Origin of the sequence: Paenibacillus sp. FSL K6-2393 (genome assembly GCF_038002545.1) — a bacterium.
In the GTDB taxonomy this organism is placed as follows: domain Bacteria; phylum Bacillota; class Bacilli; order Paenibacillales; family Paenibacillaceae; genus Paenibacillus.
Genome location: NZ_JBBOCU010000001.1, coordinates 2,820,653 through 2,834,215 on the forward strand (window position 1 = coordinate 2,820,653; position 13,563 = coordinate 2,834,215).

General features: G+C 41.1%; 2 protein-coding genes. Both read left to right on the forward strand.

Annotation, left to right across the window (positions count from 1 at the left end; translation table 11 throughout):
* The first annotated feature begins 163 nt into the window (after positions 1 to 163).
* Positions 164 to 1,369 (forward strand): ACP S-malonyltransferase, encoded by a 1,206-nt coding sequence (gene fabD, locus MHI14_RS12550; RefSeq protein ID WP_339309849.1) that lies wholly within the window; start codon positions 164 to 166, stop codon positions 1,367 to 1,369.
* A gap of 273 nt (positions 1,370 to 1,642) precedes the next feature.
* On the forward strand, positions 1,643 to 13,528 hold the full coding sequence (locus MHI14_RS12555) for an amino acid adenylation domain-containing protein (RefSeq protein ID WP_341130401.1): 11,886 nt from the start codon (positions 1,643 to 1,645) through the stop codon (positions 13,526 to 13,528).
* The last annotated feature ends 35 nt before the right edge of the window (positions 13,529 to 13,563 follow it).

Consider the following 13,563-nt stretch of genomic DNA (forward strand, 5'->3'; position numbering starts at 1 on the left):
TGACGAATTTTTTTCCGTTCATAGAAATAGATGACCCTCCTTTTGACTTTATTATTGCATAACTCCTAATGAAAGTTTATTATAAATTTTGCAAACAAGGAATTTATTGGTTTTCAGTTGTCGAAGTGCATGAAATATAAAGTTGATACATGGAGGATGCTGGATGAGTAATGTAGCTCTGTTGTTTCCTGGACAAGGTTCTCAGATGGTTGGGATGGGTAGAGACTTTTGGAATAACTTTGATGTGGCTAAGAAGTTATTTGAAGAAGCCAGTGATGCCATTTCTTTCGATTTGAGAAAGTTATGTTTTGAAGGTAGCATGGCTGATTTGACAATGACAATGAACGCTCAGCCTGCACTTTTGACTGTTAGTATCATAGCATATCAGGTGTATATGCAAGAAATAGGGATGGAACCTGCTTATTTGGCTGGGCATAGTTTGGGAGAATATTCGGCTCTGGTATGCGCAGGTGTGCTCTCATTTCATGACGCCATTAAACTGGTAAGACAACGAGGTATCATTATGCACAATGCAGACCCGGATCAGAAAGGTACCATGGCCGCCATTTCAGGTATTCATTTAGATACACTTCAAAACATATGCGAACAAGTTTCCACGATCGAGCGTCCTGCTTGTGTGGCTTGTATGAACGCTGACCAGCAGTTTGTCATTTCGGGACATCGGCACTCTATACAAGAAATTATTAAAAGGACAGAAACCCTAGGAACGAAACATTCTTATATCAATGTAAGTGGTCCCTATCATTCTCCCATGATGCAAACCGCAGCAGAACAATTCAAAGTTGAATTGGATCAATATCAATATGCCCATGCAATAACCCCGATTATTTCCAATGTTACAGCAGCACCCTATGAGTCTGATCGATCTGTCGTTGAATATTTAAACATGCAGATGACGATGCCTGTAAGATGGTCAGAGTCTATGCTCTATCTGGTTGCAAATGGGGTTACTGAAGTTATAGAGTTGGGTTCTAAACATGTGTTAGTTAGTCTTATGAGTAAAATAACGAAGCGTATTCTACCTTACTCGCTAAGTCAGACTTCCGATTTAATAATACTTACAAATACACAAGAAAGGAAAAATAAGCGGTTAACGATTCGTAAAAAGTTGTTATCAGAACTAATAGTAACCGCACTCATTTCACGGAATTATAACCCAGATTCGATATCATATACCCAAACGGTTGCCCCCTTATTTCATCATTTACAACGGGTACAGGAACAAATGCACAAGAATGGATACGAACTCAGCGAAGAAGAGATAAATGATGCTCTACAGGTATGTCATTCCATTATTATAGCAAAAAAAATTCCATTGGATGGAGCCGCGTTGATTGATGCAATCTAGTACCCGATCTGTTCTTTTGCAAGATCTATTTTACAGCGAAAGGCTACCTTTTTATAAGGTAGTCTTTTTGTCCTTTAATGCATCTGAACTTGTTGAAGCTTCAGATGTTTTGTAATAAATATGTCAATAACTCACGAATCAATCTCTATTTTTTACCATATAGTAACAATAAATTGATTGATTTTACATATATTTCTATGGTAAAATTTTGCTTGAAAATATGTGTAAATAATTAGATAAGCATGTTAGAGATGATTCATTTGGAGGAGAGATATGTATACTAATCAGTTTCAAACACTAGTGGATGTTATCCGCGACAGAGGTAAAATAACGGACCGCGGTATTCGTTTTATCGATGCGGACAAACGTGAAACTTTTATATCTTATCATCAATTATTTACTGAGGCACAAGGGTATTTAGGTTATCTACAAGCCATCGGAATTAAACCTAAACAAGAGATTATTTTTCAGATTCAAGAAAACAAACGGTTTTTAGTCGCATTCTGGGCTTGTATACTCGGTGGAATGATCCCTATCCCTGTAAGTATTGGTGAAGATGAAGAACAAAACTTGAAAGTATGCCGTATTTGGAATTTGCTAAATAACCCTTTCATGATTGTATCTGAGAATGTGCTGGATAAAATGAAGAGATTTGTTTTGGAACATGACATGCTTGATTTCCATCATCAATTAGAAGTCAGAACGGATATGATCCAAGACACCATATATCATTATGAATCTAATAATAATTTAGTTGAACCTCAGTCTGATGACTTGGCATTTATTCAATTCTCTTCTGGATCAACCGGTGATCCCAAAGGCGTAATGCTCACCCATCGAAACCTGATTTATAATACTTGTGCTGCTATTAATGGCACACAAATTAGCTCAAACGATAGTTTTCTCTCCTGGATGCCCCTTACCCATGATATGGGTTTGATTGGATTTCATCTCGTACCCCTCGTGGCAGGAATTCATCAGTACTTGCTCCCAACGGAATTATTTATTCGCAAACCGATTCTATGGATGAAAAAAGTAAATGAACACAAAGCAACCATACTGTCTTCTCCTAACTTTGGTTATAAATACTTCCTGAATTTCTTTCGCGAAGACAAAGCGGAGGGATGGGATCTGTCATCTGTCAGAGTCATTTATAATGGGGCGGAACCTATATTACCCGAAGTGTGTGATGAATTCCTAAATGTATTGTCAGCATATCACTTAAAGAAAACAGCCATGTTTACCGTATATGGATTAGCAGAGGCCTCTGTTGCTGTCTCCTTTCCCAAGGTAGATGAAGAATTTACTGCGGTGTACGTTCACCGGGATCATCTGAACTTGGGGGAGCGTGTCATTGAAGTCGAGAAACATGCTGAACATGTAGCATCATTTGTTGCCGTTGGCGAAGCAATTGATTATTGCCATGTTAGAATTTGCGATGAGGAAATGAACAGTGTTCCCGATTTGGTTATTGGAAAAATTCAAATCAAGGGGGATAACGTCACCCAAGGTTATTATAATAATTCACTTGCAACGGAGAAGTTATTAACGCACGACGGGTGGGTGAATACAGGAGATCTGGGTTTTATCATGAACGGAAAACTGGTTGTAACAGGGCGGGAAAAAGACATTATCTTTATCAATGGTAAAAATGTATATCCCCATGACATTGAACGTGTCGCCATACAATTAGATGATATTGAACTCGGAAGAGTTGCTGCTTGTGGTGTGTATGATACGAATAGTCAAAGTGAAGAAATTATTGTGTTTGTCGTGTACAAAAAAAAGATTGAACACTTCTTGCCGCATGTTAAAGAAATCAAAAGACATCTATACAAACATGGGGGATGGAGTGTCAAAGAGGTACTGCCCATCAAAAAATTACCCAAAACAACAAGTGGGAAAATCCAGCGGTATCAGTTAGCCAAGCAGTATGAAGCAGGCAAATTCTCAACAGAATCTGCATTCATCCATGACTGGATCAAGAATGACAATGACAAGGCAAAAGAAAAGGCTGCTGTTTCGGTTCGAGTCATAGAACGTGAATTAACTTCACTATTTTCTGAAGTGCTGGTTGGGAAGAAGGTAGAACTTGAGGATAGCTATTTTGATATGGGTGCAACTTCATTACAGCTGGCCCAAATCGCTGAACGTATAGAACAAAAATACGGAGAAGAGCTTGCTGTTACGGACCTCTTTACCTATCCCTCGATAACTGAATTGGCAGCATATCTGGCTAGAGGATACAGTGAGACCATGCAAGTCAACAAAACTCAAGAGGATCATACGCCATCCAAAGATATTGCTATTATCGGTATGTCTTTGAATCTCCCTGGTGCATCAAATGCAAGCGATTTTTGGCGTGTTTTGGAAAATGGAACGCATAACATTCGGGACTACCCGGAAAGTCGGATAAAAGACGCAGCGGATTATATACAATCCATGCGAACCGAAATGAGCGAAGTTCAATGGATCAAGGGTGGTTACTTGGATCAAATTGATCAATTCGACTATTCTTTCTTTGGCATAACCCCAAAAACTGCACAATTTATGGACCCGAATCAAAGGATGTTCTTGCAAACGGCATGGCATACGATTGAAGATGCCGGGTATGCAGGGGAAGGAATAAATGGAAGAAATGTAGGCGTATACGTGGGATATTCCAAAGTTGGGTATGATTACGAACGGCTCGTGACGGCGAGTTACCCTACAGAACTCAAAAATTATATCATTGGAAATTTACCATCTGTACTGGCGAGCAGAATTGCATATTTCTTGAATTTAAAAGGCCCGGCCTTAACGATTGATACCGCTTGTTCCTCCTCACTTGTTGCTGTTCACATGGCATGTAAAGGATTGCTCGCTGGAGACTGTGAAATGGCAATCGCAGGAGGCATTCGAACGGCATTATTACCGATAAGTATCGGACTGGATATGGAATCTCCAGATGCATTGACGAGAACGTTTAGCGAAGATGCCAACGGCACGGGATTTGGCGAAGGTGTTGGGTCGGTCATGTTGAAGCCAATGCAGCAAGCGATTAAGGACGGGGATCATATCTATGGTGTGATTAAGGGAAGTGCGATTAATCAGGATGGCAAGACGGTAGGAATCACAGCACCTAACCCGGAGTCACAAACCAATGTGATCGAACAGGCTTGGAAGGAAGCCGGTATTTCTCCTGATACGCTTAACTTTATTGAAGCACATGGAACAGGGACAAAATTAGGTGATCCGGTTGAGTTCAATGCTTTGCGTAAAGCTTTTGAGAAATATACGGATCGGAAACAATTTTGTGCAATCGGATCTGCCAAAGCTAACATTGGACATGGCTTTGAAGCGGCGGGGATCGCTGGATTAATTAAATCTATTCTTATGTTTCAACATAGAAAGATTCCACCATTGGTTCACTTTGACAAGCCTAATCCTCTGCTTAAGTTTGAAGCTTCACCTTTTTATGTGAATCAGGAATTAATGGCTTTTGGTGAAGTAGAGGGTCCATTAAGAAGCGGGGTTAGTTCTTTTGGTTTCAGTGGTACCAATGCGCATGTGGTTCTCGAAGAATATGTTCCTTCCCCAACCGTAGATAAAAGAATGTCCCAAGAGCCTAATTTATTTGTTCTGTCTGCTGCCACGGAACGGGCGCTGGATGAATTGGTCGGAACGTATCATGAATATCTAACTGATCACACGGATGTTTCCATACAACAAATCTGTTATACAGCCAGTATGGGAAGGGCTAATCTGGATTATCGGCTTGCCATCGTAGTCACGAGTACACAAGAATTACATGAAAAATTGAAACGAATTGCAAGCGGAGAGGGTAAAATGCCAAATGTTTATTTTGGTTATGCCAAAAAAGACAAAACGCTTGTTAGCGATCATCTCTATGCTGGGGGAAAGGCAGAATCTTTAAATGAACTCGGTCAGTTATTTACACTGGGGGCAGTGATTGATTGGGAAAGGTTTTATAATCATGAAGTCATTCGGAAAATTCCATTGCCTCTATATCCATTTGAGCAGAAGCGGTGTTGGATTGAAGTCAAACATACGATACCAGCGGGACATAGGTCAGAGAGGAATGAGGTTCAAATGGAGATGAATACAAACGATATTGAATTAAAGATTAAAACAAGCATCAGTCGTGCATCTGGTTTGAAGTTGGAAGAGCTGGATCATCAAGCTCATTTTCTCCAAATGGGATTGGATTCCATCATTCTTGTGCAAATTCAGAAGGAGATCTCAGAGCTGTTCCGTTTGAATATCCCGATGGAAATGTTTTTTGAAACCCTTACAAATATTAATTCCTTAGTTAAATATGTGTCAGAGAATATAATGCATAATGATGTATCTGAAAATATAAACAATCAAACAGTTCAGGAGCATACTGAACAACGAAATCTGGCATCTGTAAACAATATAAACACGGCAAAATCATCAGGGAATGTGTCGGAACAAATTGTGATGTCTGCCATTCAGCTCATGGAATCCCAATTAAAAAGTTTGAATGTGCTGTTAGGCGAGCAAATGACTGCTGTTCAATCGCCTCTTTTGGAGATGAAACAGCATGAAACCAAACCAACCAAAGAGATCCAACCCAATTCGGAATCGAAGGAAGCCAAACCTTTTATACCGTATCAATCGTTGAAAATTCATGAAGAGAGTGGATTCTCAGCGCTTCAGAACCAGTATGTTGAACAATTTATAGCCAAGTATACCACAAAGACAAAAAGCTCCAAATATAAAACGAGCCAAACTCGTTATGCCCATGCGAATAATCGCAATGTGTCCGGATTCCGTTCGTATTGGAAGGAAATGGTGTATCCTATCATTTCAACTCGTGCAGAGGGATCTAAGATATGGGATATGGACGGGAACGAGTATTTGGATCTGACGATGGGATTTGGTGTGAATCTATTTGGCCATAATCCAGCATTTATTCAAAATGTAATAGCAGACAGCCTCCAGGAACAGTTGCCTCCATTGGGCCCTATGTCAGACTTGGCAGGAGATGTCGCAGCTAAAATTTCCGAGCTAACGGGTGTAGAGCGTGTCGCATTTTATAATTCAGGAACAGAAGCTGTCATGGTTGCACTTCGTTTAGCGAGGGCAGCAACGGGGCGTTCCAAAGTTGTATTATTTTCAGGATCTTATCACGGTACACATGACGGCGTGTTGGGTATAGCGAATCCTGGGGATGCTTTATCGTCTGCGCTGCCTATGGCTCCTGGTATTGTAAATAGCGCTATGGAAGATTTGATTATTCTTAATTATAACCATCCACAATCCCTGGATATGATTCAGAACCTGGGTGATGAATTGGCTGCTGTGCTTGTAGAGCCGGTGCAAAGTCGAAGACCTGATATGCAGCCAACACAATTCTTACGGGAACTTAGAGAAATAACAAATCAATTTGGGATTGCACTTATTTTCGATGAGGTCATCACTGGATTCAGAATCGGTCTGGGTGGAGCACAGGATTGGTTTGGGGTTCAAGCCGATTTGGTTACGTATGGGAAAGTGGTCGGTGGCGGGCTGCCTATTGGCATAGTCGCGGGTAAAGCTGAATTTATGAATCCGGTAGATGGTGGAACCTGGAACTTTGGTGATGATTCTTACCCTTCCGATGCAGATAAGAAAACGTTTGTCGGTGGAACCTTCTGTACACACCCTCTTACGATGAGAGTGACGTTAACGGTACTGCAGTATCTTCAATCCGAAGCAGGAACTTTATATAAGGAATTAAATGAAAAAACAGATTATCTTGTTAAAGAATTAAATGCGATTTTCAAAACAGCGAATGTACCGATGCAAATGGTGAACTATGGATCTTTATTTCGATTTATATCATTTGGAGATATGGAATTATTCTTCTACCATTTAATTTATAAAGGTTTATATATTTGGGAAGGCCGTAACTGTTTTATATCGACTGTTCATTCCATGGGTGACATGGATACGATAATCAGAATCGTGAAAGAGACGATCCATGAACTACGCGAGTGGGGGTTTATCCCTGGTGAATCGCCTGTTTCGGAATATCCGCTCTCTTTAGAGCAAAAACAATTATTGTTAACTTCATTACATGGGGAAGATGCGAATGCTGCATTAAATCAGAGTGTTATTTTAAAAATGACAGGTGGAATAAAGCCTTCCACACTGGATCAGGCCGTGAATCAGATCGCACAGCGTCATGAAGCCCTGAGAACAGTCATTCATGCCGATCGTGAAACACAACAAATCAGATCCGTAATGGAATTTCAATGTACATGGTTGGATTTCTCGGCATATGCAGGTGAGGATCAAGAACGGGAAATTTCCAATTGGTTATCTGCCGATGCAAATGAAGCCTTCGATTTACAGTCTGGGGAACCTCTATTTAGAATCACCTTGCTTAAAAAGGCAGCCGATCAACACCTTATGGTGCTGACATTTCATCATATTATTGTAGATGGCTGGTCGATTGCTGTATTCATTCAAGAGTTGGAACATACCTATTCTGCTCTGGTCCGAGGAGTTCCGATTCAATTACCTGAAGCCACTCCATTCCGTGAGTATTTAAGATGGCAACGCCTTGAACATGAAAAAGGCTCATTTACCGAAGGAGTCCAGTTCTGGAAAGAACAATTTTCCTTATCCTATCCCAACATTTCACTTCCAACGGTACAGTCCGATGATGTGCCCAGGGGATATTCTGGTGAAAGGTATTCCATCAAGTTGGATCATCAATTAACAGAGTCTTTGCGAACGTTAAGTATAAATAATAAGAGCAGTTTGTTTGTAACGATGTTTGCAGCGTTTCATTTATATTTGCATCAACTAACAGGGCAGTCTCACCTTGTCATCGGCGTGCCTACAGCGGGTCAGTCTCATATGGGAAAAAATGCGCTGATTGGCAACTGTGTCAACATTGTACCTGTTCATCATGCCTTGTTAACGAAGCAGTCCGTCGTAGAGCATGTTCTTCAACTCAAGGAAACGCTGGCTCTTGTCATGAAGCATCAGCATGTCCCACTGACTCTCGTATCCGAACAGCTTGCTCATATGACTGCACCGGATACCCGGATTTTATTCAATATGGACAGAACGATTCATCATCTTCAATTTGAAAATATCAAGACTGAATTCATGTCGTATCCGATCAAACATATTTCTTACGATTTATTTCTTAATATTACGGATGTTAGCCATGAATTGTATCTGGATTTTGATTACAATACCGATCTCATTGGACCTGAGATGATGAAATTGTGGTCCGAAGGATTTAAGGGTTTACTGCAAAATATGGTGAGTCATCCAGAGGCTGAAATTTCGTCTTTGACGTTGTTCTCATCCGAGCAACAGGATCAATTACAAGAGATGTACAATCGATTTGTTACGGAGCGTCTTCCTCACGTTAATCATGCAGCCATATTCGAGCCTCCAGTCAATGTAGTGGAGAAAAAGCTGGCTTTGATCTGGGTAGACGTATTATCCCTCGATCAAGTGGGGAGACATGATCACTTTTTTGATCTCGGAGGAAACTCGCTCAAGGCGACTGTAATGCTATCCAAGGTACATGAGCAGTTTCAACATAAAATTTCAATCGTTCAATTCTTCCAAAACCAACGTCTGAAAGAGCTTGCCAGTCTGATTACAGGCGAGAGCGAGGAAACATTCATTCCAATCAAGGCATTGGACGTGAAGGAGTTCTATGAGACGTCAGCTGCACAACAGCGAATCTACTTTCTGGATCAATTTGAGCCTAATAGTGTGTTTCAGAACATGTGCGGCCATATCACGGTCACAGGAAATATCGATGAAGCTAAACTAATTTCGTCATTGGAACAAATCGTGCACCGTCACGAAGCTTTTCGCACCAGTTTCCATCTGATGGATGGAGAGCTTTACCAGCGTATTGCTCCAACGATTGATTTTGAAGTAAAACAATCTCAGGAAAGCTCTGCTTCATTCGAACAACATGTTAAGGCGTTTGCAAAACCATTTGATTGCTCCAAAGCGCCATTAATACGTGCCGAATTCATTCGTATAAACGATGATCATGCAGAGATTCTCATCGAGATGCATCATATTATATCGGACGGATATTCCGTTGGCATTCTTGCGAATGAACTGATCGATGTGTATGACGGAAGAAACATGCCGGAAATTGAGATTGAATACAAAGACTTTGCAGCTTGGCAGAAAGAATTTCTGGCGGGGGAGTCTTATAAGCAGCAAGAAAAATATTGGCTGGATCAATTCAAAGGAGAACTCCCGAACCTTAATCTGCCTACTGATTTTGTTCGGACACCTCTTTTGACTTCGGCAGGTTCAAGATTGTCATTTGTGTTGGACGCACACTTGAAGCAGTCGCTGGAGAAGCTTGCGAAACAAACGGGAACTACGATGTTTATGGTGTTATTGGCAGCGTATAATGTGCTGCTTCATCAATATACGGATCAAGAAGACTTGATTGTAGGTACACCAACATCAGGAAGAAACCATCGGGATGTCGAGAATATGATAGGTGTCTTTATCCAGACGGTAGCGATTCGATCACAGCCAGTGGGGAATAAGTCATTTCGATCCTATCTCGAGGAAATAAAAAAACAATCCCTGGATGCATTGGATAACCAGGACTATCTTTTTGACAATCTTGTAGAGAAATTAAACACACATCGTGATACCACTGGGACAGCACTTTTTAATACGATGTATATCTTCTTAAATACCGCGTTGAATCAACGGCAAGAACAGGATTGCAGCTTTAAAGTTAGAGAATTAAATGTCGGTGTATCGTTGTATGATCTGATGTTCATCGTTGAGGATGATAACGAGTGTCTGGAAATGCACTTTAATTACAAGACGGAGCTGTTTGAAAGGGATACCATCGACAGAATGAAAACACATCTGTTTAACATCCTCAGAGAGATTGTGATCGAACCTGATATTGCCTTATCCGATATTCAAATGCTGTCTGAACATGAGCAGAACGTTCTTTTATATGACTTTAATGATGCCAACATAGAATATTCCCGGGATCAGGCCATCCAGGAATTATTCGAAGCACAGGTGGAACGGACACCCGATCAATTAGCCGTCGCTTTTGGAGATGAGCAATGGACGTATCATCAATTGAATGAACGGGCGAATCAGTTGGCATATACGCTTAGAGCTGAGGGAGTGCAGCAGGATCAATTTGTAGGTATTCTGACAGATCGTTCGATTGATATGATCGTTGGCATCTTTGGCATTCTAAAAGCAGGCGGGGCGTATGTACCGATTGATCCGGATTCTCCTGAAGAGCGTATCCGCTATATCCTGCATGATTCCGGGGCAACGTTGTTAGTTACGCAAAAGCATTTGAAGCAGTTGGTATCGTTTAATGGAAAAATGATTGATTTGGACGATGAAGAAACCTATGCAGCTAATCTGTCGAATCTGGAACCGGCAGGGAATTCAGAGCAGTTGGCTTATGTGATCTATACTTCAGGCACAACAGGCATGCCAAAAGGTGTGATGATCGAACATCGTCAGGTTCATCATTTGGTTAAAGCGTTGTACAGTCAAGTTATAGATGATCAGCATAGCGGTTTGCATGTCGCTTTACTTGCGCCTTACTATTTCGATGCATCTGTGAAGCAGATTTTTGGCGCACTGCTGTCAGGACATGCCTTGTTTATTGTAGACAAGGACACGGTACTGGATGGACAAGATTTGATGAATTATTATCAGCACCACCAAATTGATTTGACGGACGGAACACCTGCACACCTGAAATTACTTTCGAAGGCAAAAAACGTTCAAGGCATATCGCTAAAATATATGCTCATTGGCGGTGAAGCTCTTTCTCAGCAAAGTGTAAATGAAATCACATCATTATTTGCTCTCAATCATATAACGCCTCCAACCATAATTAATGTGTACGGTCCAACAGAATGTTGTGTGGATGTTGCGACATACCGTGTACTTCCAGAATACCTGGATACAGCGAATCAACGAGCTCACCTACCGATTGGTCGAACATTAGGAAATAATCGTCTGTATGTATTGAACAAACATGGCAAAGTTCAGCCTGTAGGCGTCGTAGGGGAATTATGTATCTCTGGCGATGGGGTTGGTAGAGGATACTTGAATTTACCTGAGCTGACAGCAGAAAAATTTGTACGTGATCCGTATGTCCAGGGAGCGACAATGTACAAAACGGGAGATTTGGTGAAATGGCTTCCCGATGGCCATATCGAGTATTTGGGAAGAATGGATCACCAGATTAAAATTCGCGGATACCGGATCGAAGTAGGGGAAGTCGAAGCAGCACTGTTAAAAATAGAGTGTGTGAAAGAAGTTATCGTTATGGCACATGAGGATGATCACGGGGACAAATCGTTATGTGCATACTTTACAGCGGATTCCACGCTGACGGTGGGAGAGTTAAAACAAATCCTCTCTAAGGTGTTGCCGAATTACATGGTTCCAGCCTACTTTATACAATTGGATCACATGCCTTTGACATCGAACGGGAAAATCGATCGCAAATCGCTTCCGAGTCCAGAAGAAAACATACAAACGGGAAGTGAATATATAGAACCCCAAACGGGGGTGGAAAAACAGTTGCTGCCTATTTGGCAGGATGTGCTTGCGGTGAAAAAAATCAGTGTAAAAGATCTTTTTTTTGATGTAGGAGGCAACTCTTTACGTGCGACCAAGCTGGCCGCCAAAATCAATCAAAAGCTGAATATCCGCATATCGGTAAGAAACGTCTTTGAATGGCAGACCATCGAACAGATGGCTCAATCTATTGAACAAATGGAACAGGATGAATTAGTGTCCATTCCTCAGGTAGAGGAAAAAGAATATTATCCTATTTCTTCGGCGCAAATGAGAATGTACATTATGAGCATCAAAGCCGGCAAGGAACTCATGTACAACATGTCAGGTATGTTTATGTTGGAAGGATCGCTTGATCGGATCAGATTGGAAGAAGCATTCCATCAATTGATTCATCGTCATGAATCGCTTCGGACTGGATTCAAAGTCATACACGGAGAACCGAAACAGATCGTATACCCTAAAGTGAACTTTGGAATTGAATTGATCGAGTCAACCGAAGTAGAGATCGAAGATCGAATTGAACAGTTTGTTCGCACATTTGATCTCGGGCAAGCACCTCTTATGAGGGTGGGACTTATTGAACTTCAGCAGGAGCGTCATGTTTTGCTGGTAGATCTCCACCATATCATTGCAGACGGACTATCTGTACAGCTTCTAATGACTGAACTTAGCCAGTTCTATAAGGGAGAGGAGTTATCTCCTCTTCGAATTCAATATAAGGACTATGCTGAATGGCAGCAAATACAGCTTCATAGTGAGTGGATGAAAAAGCAGGAGAAGTATTGGCTTACTGTGTTTGGTGAAAGTATCCCACTATTGGATCTGCCAACAGACTACGAAAGACCTGAAACGCTAAGGTATGCGGGAGATGTATTGGACATTGTTGTGCAGGAAGACCTCCTTCCAGGCTTGAGAAAAATGGAAGCTTTGACAGGAACAACGCTATACATGATTCTATTAGCCGCCTATACCATTCTGTTGTCTAAATACAGCGGACAAGAAGATATCATCGTGGGCACGCCGATTGCAGGCAGGACACATGCTGAGCTGGAGCCGGTCATGGGGATGTTCGTGAACACATTGGCTATTCGAAATTATCCTGCAGGAGATAAAACTTTTACGGAGTATCTGATGGAAGTCAAAGAAAATATGTTGAACGCATATGAGAATCAGGATTATCCGTTTGAAGAATTGATTGAGAAAGTAAATGTAACCAAAGATGCTCGGAGGAATCCGTTGTTTGACACCATGTTTGTATTGCAGAATACAGATGCTTCAGAGATTCAGATGGATGGAGTAACCTGTAAGCCTTATGCTCCAAATACGAGAGTATCCAAATTCGATTTAACGCTATATGTTACCGAATTGCAACACAAGTTAGAAGTGGCCTTTGAATACAGTACGATTTTATTTGAGAAAACAACGATTGAAGCGATGTCACAAAATCTGTTGGTCATATTAACAACCATTGCCAACGACCCTCATATTGAGATCAACAAGATTCAATTGGTTGAAGAATTAATAGATGGGGATACGCTGGCTGATCTAATTGAAGTAGATTTCTAAAATAACTAAAAATATAAATGTGATCGGGGTGCCGT